The organism is Streptomyces sp. NBC_01635 (assembly GCF_045209715.1).
GTDB classification, from domain to species: domain Bacteria; phylum Actinomycetota; class Actinomycetes; order Streptomycetales; family Streptomycetaceae; genus Streptomyces; species Streptomyces hirsutus.
Genome location: NZ_CP109277.1, coordinates 6,741,156 through 6,756,147, shown reverse-complemented (window position 1 = coordinate 6,756,147; position 14,992 = coordinate 6,741,156). Strand labels below are relative to the sequence as shown.

Here is a 14,992-nt window from a genome sequence, read left to right as displayed (position 1 = left end):
TCGCGCGAGTCTCATGCCTTGCGCTGCATGGAGCTCCGTGCGGGATTGCCCTGTTCGGCGGCCTTGGGGTCCTTCTCGTGGGCCTTGGCCCGTACCCCGTCCGCGATGCGCTTGCCGATGTTCTCGTCGATGTTGGACCAGTACGCGAAGGCCCGCTCGAGGACGGGTTCGGTGACACCGTTGAGGAGGTGTCCGACGACGTTGTCGACCAGGCGGTCGCGTGCGGCGTCGTCCATGACCTCGCGCACCAGGGTGCCGGGCTGCCCCCAGTCGTCGTCCTCCGGGTGGGAGACGTAGGCGGCGCGGGTGATCTCGCCGTCGGCCTCCCAGCTCGGCGGGCTGCCGTAGCGGGCGGTGTCGGCCGCGGGGCCGCCCTTGGAGTTCGGCGCGTAGACCGGATCCGTCGTCTTGCGGTAGGCCATCGCCCCGTCCTTGGAGTAGGTGTGGACGTCGACGACGGGCGCGTTCACGGGGAGCTGCTGGTAGTTGGCGCCGATGCGGTGGCGGTGGGCGTCCGCGTAGGAGAACAGCCGGGCCAGGAGCATGCGGTCCGGGCTCGGTCCGATGCCCGGGACCAGGTTGTTGGGCTGGAAGGCCGCCTGCTCGATCTCGGCGTGGTTGTCGGTCGGATTGCGGTCGAGCGTCATCCGGCCGACCGGGATGAGCGGGTAGTCGCCGTGCGGCCACACCTTGGTGAGGTCGAACGGGTTGAACCGGTACCCCACGGCGTCCTCGTACGGCATGACCTGCACGTTCAGGGTCCAACTGGGGAACTCGCCGTCGCGGATGTGCTCGAACAGGTCCCGCATGTGGTAGTCCGTGTCCGCCGCCGCCATCTGGTCGGCCTCGTGCTGGGTGAAGAACTCGATGCCCTGGTCGGTCTTGAAGTGGTACTTCACCCAGAACCGCTCACCCGAGGCGTTGATCCACATGTAGGTGTGGGAGGTGTAGCCGTTCATGTGGCGCCAGGTCCGCGGAATGCCGCGGTCTCCCATCAGCCAGGTGACCTGGTGGGCGGATTCCGGGGAGAGGGTCCAGAAGTCCCACTGCATGTCGTGGTCGCGCAGGTTGTTGTCCGCGCGGCGCTTCTGCGAGCGGATGAAGTGCTGGAACTTCATCGGATCCTTCACGAAGAACACCGGCGTGTTGTTGCCGACCATGTCGTAGTTGCCTTCGCTGGTGTAGAACTTCACCGCGAAGCCGCGCGGGTCGCGCCAGGTGTCCGGGCTGCCGCGCTCGCCGGCCACGGTCGAGAAGCGAATGACCAGGTCGGTGCGGACGCCCGGCTGGAACAGGGCCGCCTTGGTGTACGCGCTGACGTCGTGCGTCACCTCGAAGTGGCCGAAGGCCCCGCTTCCCTTGGCGTGTGGCTGGCGCTCGGGGATCCGCTCCCGGTTGAACTGCGCCATCTGCTCGATCAGATAGGCGTCCTGCAGAAGGATCGGGCCCCCGGGTCCTACGGTGAGCGAGTGTTCGTCGCTCTCGGCAGGAGCGCCCGAGTCGGTCGTGGTGGCGGGTCGGATCTCCGTCATGGCTCTGCCTTTCGTCTCGTGGCTGCGACGAGCCGGCTGTTCCGGCACCGGTGCGCGAACGCGCGGCCGGCGAAGCGGGCGGGGCACTCCCCGCCCGCACTCGTGGCAAGGACGCGCCGGAGCGACCTCGGCACATCCTCACCAGCACGTCTCGGTTCCCGGAGCCGGGTTCACCCGGAACAGCCGCGGTAAACGTCCTCACTCGGACAGAGCGACCGGGATGCCGCTCCCTGCCCGATCGGCTCCGCCCCGACGACACCTGGTCACCGGTCCGGCCCGGGGAACGAGCGGTGGGCACGGGGGGAGCCGTCGCTCCCGTCGTCACGGGCGTTCCACGACTCCGGAGGCGTGGTCGCCCGAGCGTGGCTCCAGGCGTACGACGATGCCTTTGTACGTCGGCGTGTTGCTGGTGGCGGCCACGCTGTCCAGCGGCACCAGGACGTTGGCCTCCGGGTAGTAGGCGGCGGCGCAGCCGGCGGTCGTGGGATAGGAGACGAGCCGGAAGTCCTCGGCACGACGTTCGGTGCCGTCCTCCCAGACGCTGACCACATCCACCTGGGAGCCGTCCTCCAAGCCGAGGGCACGCAGGTCGGCGGGGTGGACGAGCACGATGCGACGCGAGCCGTGGATGCCCCGGTACCGGTCGTTGGTGGTGTAGGGCACCGTGTTCCACTGATCGTGGGAGCGCAGCGTCTGCAGCAGGAGATGCCCCTGGGGGGCGCGCAGCGCCTCGAAGCCGTTGAGGGTGAACAGCGCCTTGCCGCCGGGGGTGGGGAAGACACCCTCGTTCACCGGGTTCGGCAGGCCGAAGCCGCCCGGCTTGCGCACCTTGGTGTTGAAGTTCTCGAAGCCGGGGACGACCCGCGCGATGCGGTCCCGGATGGTGCCGTAGTCCGCCTCGAAGTCCTCCCAGGGCACGGGCACCTTGTCGGCCAGTGTCCGGCGGGCCAGCCTGCTGAGGATCGCGACCTCGCTGAGCAGGTGGCTGGACGCCGGCTCCAGGCGCCCGGACGAGGCGTGCACCTGGCTCATGGAGTCCTCGACGGTGATGAACTGCTCCTCGCCGTTCTGGCAGTCCCTTTCACTGCGGCCGAGGGTCGGGAGGATCAACGCGGTGTCGCCGCAGACGGTGTGGGAGCGGTTCAGCTTGGTGGAGATGTGCGCGGTGAGGCGGCAGCGACGCATCGCCTCCTCCGTCAGGTCGCTGTCGGGGGCGGCCCGTACGAAGTTGCCCGCGAGGCCGAGGAAGACCTTGGCCCGGCCTTCGAGCATGGCCCGGACGGAGTTCACCGTGTCCAGGCCGTGCCGGGCGGGCGGGGCGAAGGAGAACTCGCGTTCGAGGGCGTCCAGGAAGTGCTGGGGCATCCGCTCCCAGATGCCCATGGTCCGGTCCCCCTGGACGTTGCTGTGTCCGCGTACGGGGCAGACGCCGGCTCCTGGCCTGCCGATGTTCCCCCGCAGGAGCTGGAAGTTCACCAGTTCGCGGATGGTGGGCACCCCGTGCTTGTGCTGGGTGAGTCCCATCGCCCAGCAGACGACGATCCGCTCGCTGGCCAGGACCCGGTCCCGCAGCTCCTCGATCTGGCGGCGGGTCAGGCCGGTGGCCTCCAGGACGTCCGGCCAGGAGACGGTGGTGCGGATGTGGTCGGCGAACTCTTCGAACCCACTGGTGTGGTGGTCGATGAAATCCCGGTCCAGCACCGTCCCCGGCGCGGCGTCCTCGGCATCCAGCAGGAGCAGGTTCAGGGCCTGGAAGAGGGCGAGGTCGCCGCCGAGCCGGATCTGGAGGAACTGGTCGGCGAGGTTGGTGCCCCGGCCGACGACCCCGCGCGGTTTCTGCGGGTTCTTGAAGCGCATGAGGCCCGCTTCGGGGAGCGGGTTGACGGCGACGATCTGTCCGCCCCCGCGTTTGGTCTCCTCCAGTGCGGAGAGCATGCGGGGGTGGTTGCTGCCCGGGTTCTGCCCCAGGGTGATCACGAGATCGGCGTGGTGGATGTCCAGCAGGCTCACATCGCCCTTGCCGGTGCCCAGCGTCTCGTACAGCGCCGCGCCGCTCGACTCGTGACACATGTTGGAGCAGTCCGGCAGGTTGTTGGTGCCCAGGGCCCGGGCGAAGAGCTGGAGGACGAAGGCGGTCTCGTTGCCGGCCCGGCCGGACGTGTAGAAGATCGCCTCGTCGGGCGAGTCCATGGCCCGCAGTTCATCGGCGATCAGCCCCAAGGCGTCGTGCCAGCTGATCGGCTCGTAGTGGTCCGCGCCCGGCCGCTTCACCATGGGCCGGGTGAGCCGCCCCTGCTGGTTCAGCCACCGGTCCGAGCCGCGTGCCAGTTCGGAGACCGGATACCGCTGGAAGAACTCGGGGGTGACGCGTCGCGTGGTGGCGTCGTCGTTGGCGTGTTTGGCGCCGTTCTCGCAGTACTCGTTCGTGTGGCGTTGGCCCGGCGCGGGGTCCGGCCAGGCGCAGCCCGGGCAGTCGAAGCCCTTGGTCTGGTTGATGTCGAGCAGGTTCAGTGCCGTACGGCGGGCCGAAGTCTCGGCGAGGGAGTACTGCACCGCGTGGGCCACCGCCGGGACACCGGCCGCCCACGTCTTCGGCGGAGTGATCTTCGCCTGCTCGCCGCCCGGATCACCGTTCGATGACTCTCGCACCACATCGACCTTCCGCTCTGTTCCACTCGCCTCCACCGCTCCCCGCCGAGCCGGGAGACGGCGAATAGTGGCGCTACCGGAAATATCCTCTTATCGATTATGGCGTCATGGCCGTTTCTCAGCCGGTCGGCCAGTTCGGCACCCGCGGCGGCAGAAGGTCGGAGTCCGGTTCCACATGGCCACCACTGATCGTTCCCCGCCACTGCCCGGTCTCCCGGCCCTGGCCCTCGATGTACTCCTTGAAGCGCCGGAAATCCTCCTGCACCTGCCTGCGGACCAGACCCAGGGCGTCCCCGGCCCGCTCGGCGGCGCCGCGCGGAGTGAAATCGATCCGGAAGGCGACCCGGCAACGGGTCTCCCCCAGCGCCTGGAAGCGCACCTCACCGGTCGAGCGGGACCTCCCCACGGTGCGCCACACCACTCGATCGTCGGGGCGTTGTTCGGTGATCTCCGCGTCGAACTCGCGGGTCACGCCGCCGACCCTGATCACCCAGTGCGTCATGGAGGAACTCGGCCGGTCCACCCGGCGCACGCCGCGCATGAACAGGGGAAAGCACTCGAACTGAGTCCACTGGTTGTAAGCCATGTGGACCGGGACGTCGACGTCGACAGCGCCTTCGATGACGCTCATGGGCGCTTCTCCTCTCCGCCATGGGCCAGGGGTCGTGCATCCACGCGATCGAGTGCCCTCCTCGAACGCTCTCAACCCGGGTGTTGTCGTCCCTGGAGCGGGTTCGGCGGCGCCTCCGTCGGCCGGTGCCGCACGCCGCCGGCCACCGCGGGGCCTCCGCGGACGGTTGACGCACGCCTCTTCCGGGGACCCGGGTAACTCCACAGCCCGTGGCGACGGCATGAACCAAGGAAAAGAAGGTGATGTGATGAGCGAGACCACCCCCTCACAGGCAGAGGGAGAACGGGACGAGGAGGAACGGCCCACAGAGCCGGACCGGACCACTCCCTCGCAGGCCGAGGGAGAACGGGACGAGGAGGACGACCGGGCTTCGGCGGACGGCGGGGGCGAGCAGCCGTAGCGGGCACCGACCGCCGAGAAGACACCGGACGGACGACAACGCCGCCGGATCGACCTGGGCGAGACCGACGAAGCCGAACAGGTGACGAGCCGGGGGAGGGCGGCGCGGGACAGACGGTGCGGCTCAGCCGCCGGGCCGGTGTGCATACCGGAGCCGGGGGCACCGCGACCTCCTTCCGATCATCCCGTGTGCCGTGCCGACCTCTTCACGTCAGGTCTGTCCGAGCGGGCCTGCGAGGTACTGCCCGTACCCGGAAGAGCAGTGACTCCCGCTCGTGGGCCGACGTGCAGTTACCTGGGAAAGGCCGGAAACCGGCGGTCCGAGGCCGGGCCTGGACTCACAGCCGACTCGAAGGAACACCGTGCGCGCAGCATCCGCCTACGGGGCCGGCGACGCCCGTGCCGGGCACGTCGCCGACCCGAGGCGTCCGGGCGCCGCCCATGTGCCGGGTGACGCAGGGGTCACCACGCCGTCTCCACCGGCCATGCGGCCGCCGAGATCGCGTCCCGCTCGGGCGCGGCCCTGACCGGCTCGGCCGTCCTGCTCACGCCGGCGATCGTGACCGTACTCACCCTGATCGTGCCCGCACGGGCCACTCGGAACGAAAGGTCCCTGTGATGCAGACCCTCACCCTCGACAGCGGCGTCGAGATGCCCGCCCTCGGGCTCGGCGTCTTCCAGACCCCGCCGAACGAGACCCGGGCCGCCGTCACGGCGGCGCTCGGCCTCGGCTACCGGCACATCGACACCGCCGCCGCGTACGGCAACGAGCGCGAGGTCGGCCAGGCCATCCGCGACTCCGGGGTGCCCCGCGAGGAGATCTTCGTCGAGACCAAGGTCTGGATCAGCGACTACGGCTACGACGAGACCCTGCACGGATTCGACAAGAGCGCCGCCAAGCTCGGCGTCGACCGGATCGACCTGCTGATCCTGCACCAGGCGCTGCCGTCGGACTTCGACAGGACCCTCGCGGCCTACCGCGCCCTGGAGAAGCTCCTGGCCGACGGCAAGGTCCGCGCCATCGGCGTCAGCAACTTCATGGTCGATCACCTGACCGCGCTGCTCGACGCCACCTCCGTCGTGCCGGCCGTCAACCAGCTGGAGATCCACCCCTACTTCCAGCAGCGCGCCGTCCTCGACTTCGACGACCGGCACCACATCCTCAACCAGGCGTGGTCCCCCATCGGCGGAATCACCTTCTACCCGGGCTACGGCGAGAACCGCAAGAGCGTCCTGCAGGATCCGGTGGTCATCGGCATCGCCGAGGCACACGGCAAGAGCCCGGCCCAGGTGCTGCTGCGTTGGGGCCTCCAGCACGGCCGCTCGGTGATCCCCAAGTCGACCAAGCGCCACCGGATCGCCGAGAACATCGACGTCTTCGACTTCGAACTCACCGCGGACGAGATGAAGGCCCTCGACGGTCTGGAGACCGGCCGCCGCGGAGGTCCCGAGCCGGAGAACGTCACCCTCGCCGCCTTCGGCCGCGCCATCCCCGAAGCCTGACATCGCTTTCCCTCCGCGCAGAGGACACAGAAGGTGAGGACCATGATCACCTGGAACGACTCGGACCTGCAGAAGATCGGGACGGCGGAGGAACTGGACCTGGAGTCCGAACGCGCCGACGGCACTCTCCGCGGCCCGGTGACCATGTGGGTCGTACGAACGGGCGACCACGTCTACGTCCGCTCGGTCAAGGGCGTGAACGGCCCCTGGTATCGGGGCGCCCAGTCCCGCCACCAAGGCCGCATCACGGCCGGAGGCGTCCGGGCCGACGTCGCCTTCCGCGAGGCGGGGCCCGGCGAGTTCGCCGACGTGGACGCGGCCTACCGGGAGAAGTACGGGCGGTACACGAGCATCGTCGAGCACGTGCTGACCGAGCAGGCCCGCGCCTCCACCCTGCGCCTCGAACCCCGCTGATCCCCCGGCCACCCCCTGATCGTCACCGCTAGGAGAAACGCTCGTGCGAGCCACCTTCCTGTACGAAGCCGGCGATGTCCGCGTCCAGGACGCCCCCGACCCGGTCGTCGAGCAGCCCACCGACGCGATCGTCCGCGTCCTGCGTTCCTGCGTGTGCGGCAGCGACCTGCACCCGTACCACTCCCTGACGGCCGCCGACGGCCCGGCGCCGATGGGCCACGAGTTCCTCGGCACCGTCGAGGAGACCGGATCCGAGGTCTCCGGCCTCCAGCGCGGCGACCTGGTCGTGGCGCCCTTCGCCTTCGCCGACAACACCTGCGAGTTCTGCCGCGCCGGCCTGCACACCTCCTGCCCCGACGGCGGCTTCTTCGCCGCCGCCGGCGTCGGCGGCGCCCAGGCCGAGGCCATCCGTGTCCCCCAGGCACAAGGCACCCTGGTCAAGCTCCCGAACGACGTGGACGAGGCACTCCTGCCCTCCCTGCTCACCCTCGCCGACGTCTACGGCACCGGCTACCACGCCGCCCACCGGGCCCAGGTCGAGCCCGGCGACTCCGTCACCGTCATCGGCGACGGCGCCGTCGGCCTGCTCGCCGTGCTCTCCGCCGAACAGCTCGGCGCCGAGCGCATCATCCTCATGGGACGCCACCGGGAACGTACCGACCTCGGCCGGCACTTCGGCGCCACCGACGTCATCGCCGAACGCGGCGACGAAGGCATCGCCAGGGTCCGCGACCTCACCTGCGGCCACGGCACCCGCGCCGTCCTGGAAGCCGTCGGCCACATGCCCGCCTACGAGATGGCCGTCGGAGCCGTCCGCCCCGGCGGCGTCATCAGCCGCGTCGGCGTCCCCCAGTACGAGGACGCCCCCGTCGGCTTCGGCAGCCTCTTCGGCCCGAACGTCACCCTCACCGGCGGCCCGGCCCCCGTCCGCGCCTACATCGAGAAGCTGCTGCCCGCCGTCCTGGACGGCACCGTCGACCCTGGCCGCGTCTTCGACCGCACCCTCACCCTGGAGCAGACCCCTGACGGCTACCGCGCCATGGACCGGCGCGAAGCCCTCAAGGTCCTCCTCACCCCGTGACACCCGAAGCGGCGCGGCGACGAAGTCACCGCGTGCACGATCAGCGCATGCACCCCAAAAGCCTCCGCCGCCCCGGTCCGGAATTCCTGCGGGAACGCAGTACATCGTGATCACTGGCGGCTCAGGTGAGGCCGGGTGGCCCGGGGCGGCCCGGGGACCTCTCCTGCTGCCCAGCGATCGTAGCCAAGGCTCCGCCATGACGAGCATCCCGGGCTCCGCGGACACCGGCCCCCGGGCACCTTCACGATCCGTACTGCTCAGTGGGCTCGACGCTCACCCTCCCGGCGAAGACCGCCGCAGCATGCTCGCCACCCCTGCCCTCCTGGCTGAAACCGCAGGTCGGAGCAATGTGTCCGGCATGCCGCGCACTCCACGTCGTGCACCCACGGAAACAGGTCGGCCCGACCAGCCCGAGATCGGCAGGAGCAGGAGAAGCTGCAGGTCAGGAACCCTTCGCGGCAGGCTCCAGAATCGCCACGCGCTCCACGTGGTGCGTCATCGGAAACAGGTCACCCTGGACGCAGGCGGGAAAACAGCAGGTCAGAGATGCTTCTGGGGCCCGAATGAGGGCCGCCGGGCGCCCGGAGCGTCAAACGAGCGGCACGGCCCTACATCGGTTCGGCACCGGCGATCTGGCGCGTCACGACTCCCTGCGCAGCACCTCCCCCGGTACGGAGCCTCACGTCGGTGGAGACGCGTCGGTGCGCACGAGAGGCCCGCCGTTGAAGGGGCAGTGTGCTCGAAATCCACTGACGAGACCGCTCCGGGCCTGGAAGGCTTGTCCTGCCTGTTGCTCACCGCCCGGGACGGAGCAACCTACTTTGATCCTCCTGGACACGAACATGCCGCTCAGGGCCGGGCGAGCCGTGAATTGCATACCTGACCTCGACCTTCGCATCCGATGATCGGCCTATCCGACCCAGAAGGGCTGTGGCAATTCCTCGGGGAGAACGCTCGCGTTGCCATCTCCTCCACATAACCCTGATACGCCCCCACCCGGGGCACGGTGTCGAGGTCTGGCGCGCATAAGGTCGGTGTGTGCGGCAAACGGCTGGGCCTGCCGTGCGCGGTCAGCACGATCCGCGCCCCTTCCGCCTGACGCCCTCCGCGCCCCTTGGAAGGTGCCGGGAGGCGGTCGGCCTGGTCAGGCTTGTTGCCTCCCGTGGGGATTCAGGAGACGCGCTTCATCACGCTCCGACCGCCGGTCCCGACGACTGACGGTGGACCGACCTGACCAGTCCGTCGGCCAGGTACGAGGTGGAGTCCGGCTGTGGAGTTGGAGGCCGTCGTCCACAGGTCGGGGACTCCGTCGCTGTGGGAGTCTCCTGTCGCGGTGATCAGCGGGCGGGCGGCAGTTGTCCAACCGGTGGCGTACGCGGTGCGGTTGGCCATGGTTCCCGCGGGAGGCCGGTTCGGTGCCAGCGGTGTCGGGAGTGCCGTCTCCGTCAGCGTCACCACTGCTGCGGCCGTGGTACGTCCAGAGTTCCCGTGGAGGTGTCCCGGGCGATGAGGTCAGTGAATCCGTCACCGTCGATGTTCCCGGACGAGGCGATCTGCGTCCGGGACCGGCCGCCGGTGCCGATGAGGTACCCGGGCTGGAGCGTGTTGCCGAACCATGCCGAACCATCTGGGCAGGGACCTGAACCAGTCCGGGAATCGGTGGAGGCTCTATGCGTTGACTCCAGCTGCCGGTTGGAGGCTGGTGTTGAGCGTGGTGGTTGGTCTCGTGCTCGTGGGGTGGGATGTCGCCGATCGCTGTGTGGAAGTGCTGGTTGTCGAACCGATCGACCCTCCCCCAGCCTTCGGCCGGGGGTGCCCCCGCCGCGGTGGCGAGTTCGCCACGGCTGCGGGACCCGCCACGAGGACGGAGCCCGCAGCCGGTTGTTCGCCGGACAGAGGTCAGCCGCTGACCGTGATGTTCGAGCTTCCGCTGCTCTGGTAACCCTCGGTGGCCATGATCATGTAGTACCTGAACTGGCCCATGTTCATGCCCGCGCGCGCCCAGGCGTCGAAGTGGTTGCCGGTGGTAATGGTGCCGGAGCCGCTGGTCACCTTCGACTGCCGGACGCTCCAGTACTGGTCGAAGGTGCGGGTGCCCTCAACGGAGGGGGCGTTGTACCGCGTCGTCTTGTAGATGTCGTACGTGCCGCCGTCGCTGTAGACGGTGCCCCTGTACTCGCCGGTGGGCCGGTAGCTGCCCCAGTTGTCGACGATGTAGTACTCCACCAGCGGGTTCGACGTCCAGCCGTAGAGGCAGCCGTAGCCGTTGCCCGACGGGTTGAAGTAGCCGGTGTAGCGGACCGTCCTGCGCCCGCCGGTGTTCCAGCCCTTGCCGGCGACGAAGTTGCCGCAGTTGGTCCACCGGGTGCTGTAACTGCCGCCGCCGTTGAGCGTCATGGAGACGGAGCCGCCGCCGTCGGTCCAGAACGAGTAGTACATGCCGTCGTAGCCGGTCTGGTTGGTGGTGATGGTGGTGGCGGCGTGGGCGGTGCCGGGCAGCAGCAGTCCGGACGCGGTGGCGAGCGCGACGGTGCCGGCGCCGCCGAGGAAACCTCGTCGGCTCAAGCCGCTGAAGGGAGCGGGGTTCTGCTGGATCTGGTCCTGCTGCGTGCCGTCCTGCTGCATGCGTCCTCCCGATGAAGGCTGGTGGGGGGCGGGCGGCTTCTGCTGCCCGCGGCCTTGCATGGAACACGGCGGGGGTCGCCCGTCGTCGTGCCGCAACGACCGACCGCCATCCCCGGTCACATGACGCGAGGGGAACGACGTTCTCCTGTCGTTCGGTGGCCACAGTTTTCGTAAAAAGCTATGACCCTGTCAACACTTTCGACAGCCTTTCGGAAATACTTCTTTAACAAAAAAAGGTCTTGGCGAGTACGTCTTCGCTGGTCAAGCTACCTGTCACGCGAACCGTCGTGAGGGATGGAATGAGATAAGGAAGGGACGGTAACGCAAGCATGTGCGCAACACTCGAAACTTTCGAACAGGCGTGGACGCGACTGCGGCGGCCCCCACTGGGAACGACTGCGCACGAACGGCCTGGCCTGGGTCACCGCGTACGACGCGGCGAAATCCGCGACCGTCGCCTACGTCGAGGTGCGGTGCCGCGCGCGGACCCTCGAATCCGTCAGCCTCGCCCTGACGGACGCCTCGGCTCCCTCGACCGCGGGGTGGCGACCGGGATGAGCGGGCACACCACCCCTCGACGGCTTCAGCGGATGGCCCGGGACAGTGTCATCACCTTCCGCTGCGACCTGGCCCACCCTCTCGCGGGGCTCTCGACGTGTGTTCCACCGCACGGTGGTCCCCCGCACCCATCTCGCGGCACGGGCAACGCTCCGGCCCGAAGGGGGGAGGTCCGCCTCGCCGTGTCCGTCAGCGGCTCCGACAACCTGCTCGTGATGGTCTGGCTCCGCGGCCTGCACACCGTCGACCCCTTCGAAGCACAGCTTGCGGAACGCTTCCCGCATCTGAAGGTCAGTGACGGCACCGCCTTCCTCCACTCCCGCACACGCATGGGCCGACTCCCCGACACCACCGGCCGCGCCACCGGATACACCCCCTTCTCCCTGCCGCAGGTTTGTCCTCGTTTCACGGCGTTCCACGCGGAGGCGGCGCCGGACCGTTCGACGAGCGGTTGGCCGCCAGGCGCATCCGTTCAGGGGCTTCGTGGTGCAATGACATCTGCCGCACCGGGCTTGGCGCCGGCCCCTCGCCCACCCGGGACGGAGTCCTGAGCGCCAGCGACCAGCGAGGAGCCACCGTGACCGTATGTGGGCCTGAGGGGAACGGTGGGCCGACCACTCGTCCTCACGAGAACGGGGGTGACCGGGGCAGGGCGATGACCTTGGCGGGGGCACTGGCGGCGGCGGAGACCGCGGCACCCGTGGAGTCGCTCGACGTGGTCGCGCGCATGCTCAGGGAGCACCTCGGGGCCGCGTCGGTGTCGTTCCTGATCACCGACTTCACCGGCGGCTCGGTCGTACGGCGGGCAGCGTCGATACCGCTGAGCCCGCCCGGCGCATCACGCTGCGAGGCACCCTGTACGACGATGTGATCCGTACCCAGCGGCCGAGCGTGGAGGACAAGGGTGAGGGCGCACTGGTACGGGTCGTCGCCCCGGTGACCAACCGCGGGGACGCCATCGGTCTCCTGGAACTGTTCCTGCCCGCGGCGCCGGACGCGGAAGCGATGCGAGAGATCGGCGAGACCGCGCACGCCCTGGCGTACATCGTCATCGCGAACCGGTCCTTCACCGACGTGTACCAGTGGGGCCGCCGCACCGTCCCGCTGAGTCTGGCCGCGGAGATCCAGCACCGGCTGCTCCCGGCGTCGCTGGCGTGCGAGGCGGCACAGTTCGCGGTCGCCGGGGCGCTGGAGCCGGCCGACCACGTCGGGGGCGACACCTTCGACTACGCGATCGACCGGGATGCCGTCCAGCTCTCCGTCACCGACGCCATGGGGCACGACGTCGACGCCGCGCTGCTGGCCACCCTTCTGGTGGGCGCCCTGCGCCGGGCACGGCGGGCCGGTGCCGACCTGTCCGAACAGGCCCGTCAGGCCCGTCAGGCCGACCAGGCCATGCGCGAGCACGGCCGCCAGGGCTACGTCACAGGCCAGCTCCTGCGCATCAGCCTGATCGACGGCAGGACCGAGTTCATCAACGCCGGGCATCCCTGGCCGCTGCGGATGCGGAACGGACAGGTGCGGGAGATCAAACCGAAGATCGATATGCCGTTCGGCTTCCATACCCCTCACAGCTACCGGGTCCAGTCGCTGGACCTGCGGCCGGGCGACCGGCTGGTGATGCTGACCGACGGCATGCTGGAGCGCAACGCCAACAGCCTCGATCTGTCGGACCTGATCATCCGCACCCGCGCGCTGCATCCCCGTGAGGCCGCCCGCACCCTCATCTCGGCGGTCGTCGACGCCAACCACGGTCACCTGCAGGACGACGCGACCGTCATGTGCCTGGACTGGCACGGCGTCAACCACTCCCAGCGGGACGCCGCCACCGGCGCCGACCTCACCGACGCCTCCGCACCGTCACGGACCGGGCGGACCACTCGGCGATGGCTCAAGGACTGCTCCAGCAGCCCACTTCGGCCGGCCCTCGGGCAGGCGAAGCGGGGTGCTCTGCCCGGGTGGCCGCGTCACCGGGGCAGGCGCCTGCGGCGGCGGCCCAGGCGCAGGCCGAGGAGGACGAAGTCGGCGACCAGGACCACCACACCGATGACCAGCAGGTAGAACAGACCCTTCGCCACCACTCCGATGATGCCGAGCACGATGGCCACAATGACCAGCAGGAGGAAGAGAGCCATGCGTGTCACCTCAGAGGAGGGGAAGTTGCTGGGGCATCAGCGGCGGGCGAGGCGACGTTCGCCGCCCGCACCCGTCCGGTAGGCGAGCTCGTAGTGCGCGAAGACCGTCTTCTCGTCCTCCGCGAGCAGTTCGCCGTCCGTGCCGATCGAGGGCGCTTCCTTGACCTGCTTCTTGTCGTAGGCGACCTTCAGATAACCCGGACCGACCGTCGCGTCGGCCAGGGGGACGAACACCAGCCGGTGCCGGGTCGGCAGGCCGACCGTGACCGTCGCGAACGCGGGCCGGTCCGTGGCCGTGTCGACGTAGAGCGCTTCCAGGACGCCGATCTTGTGCCGCTCGTGGTCGACCACGTCGTGGCCTCGCCATTCCCTGATGTCTTCCGCCTCGAACACGGGGCCTCCTCCGTCGCAGGTCAGCTGAAGACCGCTGTCTCGTCTTCCTCTCGCTCCTCCCTCCTTACCTGTCCACGGAGCGTCACGCCCTGGAGAGGAGCCCACTTTCAGGCCAGACGGCGGACGACTTTCACGCGCGGGGCGATGCCTCAGCGACCGCCCGGCCCGTCGCGGTCCAGCGCACGGCAACGTGGGCGATGAGCGGCACGGGCCGGAACACTGTCGCGGGGTCAGTAGGTGGCGAGGGAGATGGCGACATAGTGCGCGGTGAAGGCTGCCACGGTCAGGGCGTGGAACACCTCATGGAAGCCGAACCAGCGGGGCGAGGGGTCGGGTCGCTGGAGGGCGTAGACGACCGCGCCCGCGCTGTAGAGGAGACCGCCCGCCACGATCAGGGCGAGTACGGCCGCTCCGCCGGTGTGCAGGAAGTCGGGCAGGTAGCGCACCGGCGCCCACCCCAGGGCCAGGTAGCACGGGGTGTACAGCCAGCGCGGAGCTCCGACCCACAGGACCCGGAACGCGATGCCGGCCAACGCGCCCGCCCACACGATCCACAGCAGCATGGACCGCTGTTCCGGCGGGAGGAGGAGCACGGCCAGGGGCGTGCAGGTGCCGGCGATGATCAGGAAGATGTTGGCGTGGTCGAGACGCCGTAGAAGAGCCTCGCCCAGCGGCCCCCAGGTACCGCGGTGGTAGATGGCGCTCGTCGCGAACAGCAGCCAGGCGGTGACCGAGTACACGGCGCAGGCCCAGGCTGCCTGCGGAGTACGGGCCAGGCAGATGAGTACGACGCCTGCGATCAGCGCGGCGGGGAACATTCCGGCATGGAGCCAGCCACGCAACCTCGGCTTGATCGGTTCGGCCAGGTCGGCCGCCCGCTCCACCAGAACAGCGACCGAGTGAGCCTTCTCCCCTGCACGGTCGCCTTGTGATCCGCCGGGCAACCCGTCCTCACGGCAACTCGACGGTGCGGCGGCCGAATCCGGGGCAACGCTCGGAGCGGCCGAGTTCAGGAATTTTCCGGCCGAGGTCGCGTCGCCCCGGATGCACCTCAACGGATCGGGGCCGCGCA

11 protein-coding genes and 1 pseudogene are annotated in these 14,992 nt (G+C 69.4%); 5 read left to right on the top strand and 7 right to left on the bottom strand.

Going from position 1 to position 14,992, the window contains the following annotated elements:
* Positions 1 to 11 precede the first annotated feature (11 nt).
* From OHB56_RS31280 to OHB56_RS31270, 3 genes are all read right to left on the bottom strand, one after another.
* Complete coding sequence (locus OHB56_RS31280) at positions 12 to 1,532, bottom strand: catalase (RefSeq protein WP_326755230.1); 1,521 nt, start codon at positions 1,530 to 1,532, stop codon at positions 12 to 14.
* Between the two features lie 321 nt (positions 1,533 to 1,853).
* Complete coding sequence (locus tag OHB56_RS31275; protein ID WP_406356870.1) at positions 1,854 to 4,181, bottom strand: FdhF/YdeP family oxidoreductase; 2,328 nt, start codon at positions 4,179 to 4,181, stop codon at positions 1,854 to 1,856.
* Positions 4,182 to 4,299: 118 nt separating this feature from the next.
* A complete protein-coding gene (locus tag OHB56_RS31270; RefSeq protein WP_406356868.1) occupies positions 4,300 to 4,812 on the bottom strand; it encodes an SRPBCC family protein in 513 nt (170 codons plus the stop codon).
* 247 nt (positions 4,813 to 5,059) lie between these two features.
* On the opposite strand from OHB56_RS31270, the gene OHB56_RS31265 reads away from it, so the two are divergent.
* The 4 genes from OHB56_RS31265 (at position 5,060) to OHB56_RS31250 (ending at position 8,209) form a co-directional block, all read left to right on the top strand.
* Complete coding sequence (locus tag OHB56_RS31265) at positions 5,060 to 5,212, top strand: hypothetical protein (RefSeq protein WP_326755227.1); 153 nt, start codon at positions 5,060 to 5,062, stop codon at positions 5,210 to 5,212.
* Positions 5,213 to 5,829: 617 nt separating this feature from the next.
* Positions 5,830 to 6,714: an aldo/keto reductase gene (locus OHB56_RS31260; RefSeq protein WP_406356866.1), complete on the top strand. Its 885-nt coding sequence runs from the start codon at positions 5,830 to 5,832 to the stop codon at positions 6,712 to 6,714.
* 42 nt (positions 6,715 to 6,756) lie between these two features.
* A complete protein-coding gene (locus OHB56_RS31255; protein ID WP_326755225.1) occupies positions 6,757 to 7,128 on the top strand; it encodes a DUF2255 family protein in 372 nt (123 codons plus the stop codon).
* A 43-nt stretch (positions 7,129 to 7,171) separates the two neighbouring features.
* Positions 7,172 to 8,209, top strand: a complete 1,038-nt coding sequence (locus OHB56_RS31250; protein WP_406356864.1) for an alcohol dehydrogenase catalytic domain-containing protein — start codon at positions 7,172 to 7,174, stop codon at positions 8,207 to 8,209.
* A 1,899-nt stretch (positions 8,210 to 10,108) separates the two neighbouring features.
* Here OHB56_RS31250 and OHB56_RS31245 read toward each other — a convergent pair.
* The gene (locus tag OHB56_RS31245) at positions 10,109 to 10,834 is read right to left on the bottom strand and encodes a glycoside hydrolase family 11 protein (protein WP_055593770.1); all 726 of its coding nucleotides are present in this window, start codon (positions 10,832 to 10,834) and stop codon (positions 10,109 to 10,111) included.
* Positions 10,835 to 12,047: 1,213 nt separating this feature from the next.
* Between OHB56_RS31245 and OHB56_RS31240 the strand changes: the two are divergent.
* Positions 12,048 to 13,273: pseudogene (locus OHB56_RS31240) on the top strand (PP2C family protein-serine/threonine phosphatase); the annotation flags it as partial.
* Positions 13,274 to 13,359: 86 nt separating this feature from the next.
* Here the strand turns inward: OHB56_RS31240 and OHB56_RS31235 are convergent.
* From OHB56_RS31235 to trhA, 3 genes are all read right to left on the bottom strand, one after another.
* Positions 13,360 to 13,527 (bottom strand): hypothetical protein, encoded by a 168-nt coding sequence (locus tag OHB56_RS31235; protein ID WP_169796075.1) that lies wholly within the window; start codon positions 13,525 to 13,527, stop codon positions 13,360 to 13,362.
* Between the two features lie 36 nt (positions 13,528 to 13,563).
* Complete coding sequence (locus OHB56_RS31230) at positions 13,564 to 13,920, bottom strand: PRC-barrel domain-containing protein (protein WP_055626730.1); 357 nt, start codon at positions 13,918 to 13,920, stop codon at positions 13,564 to 13,566.
* A gap of 230 nt (positions 13,921 to 14,150) precedes the next feature.
* Positions 14,151 to 14,804, bottom strand: a complete 654-nt coding sequence (trhA, locus tag OHB56_RS31225; protein ID WP_406356861.1) for a PAQR family membrane homeostasis protein TrhA — start codon at positions 14,802 to 14,804, stop codon at positions 14,151 to 14,153.
* Positions 14,805 to 14,992: the final 188 nt, after the last annotated feature.

Coding starts and splice junctions, on each gene's coding strand:
- OHB56_RS31280 (WP_326755230.1), bottom strand. CDS start 1,532: ATGACGGAGATCCGACCCGCCACCACGACCGACTCGGGCGCTCCTGCC.
- OHB56_RS31270 (WP_406356868.1), bottom strand. CDS start 4,812: ATGAGCGTCATCGAAGGCGCTGTCGACGTCGACGTCCCGGTCCACATG.
- OHB56_RS31265 (WP_326755227.1), top strand. CDS start 5,060: ATGAGCGAGACCACCCCCTCACAGGCAGAGGGAGAACGGGACGAGGAG.
- OHB56_RS31260 (WP_406356866.1), top strand. CDS start 5,830: ATGCAGACCCTCACCCTCGACAGCGGCGTCGAGATGCCCGCCCTCGGG.
- OHB56_RS31255 (WP_326755225.1), top strand. CDS start 6,757: ATGATCACCTGGAACGACTCGGACCTGCAGAAGATCGGGACGGCGGAG.
- OHB56_RS31245 (WP_055593770.1), bottom strand. CDS start 10,834: ATGCAGCAGGACGGCACGCAGCAGGACCAGATCCAGCAGAACCCCGCT.
- OHB56_RS31235 (WP_169796075.1), bottom strand. CDS start 13,527: ATGGCTCTCTTCCTCCTGCTGGTCATTGTGGCCATCGTGCTCGGCATC.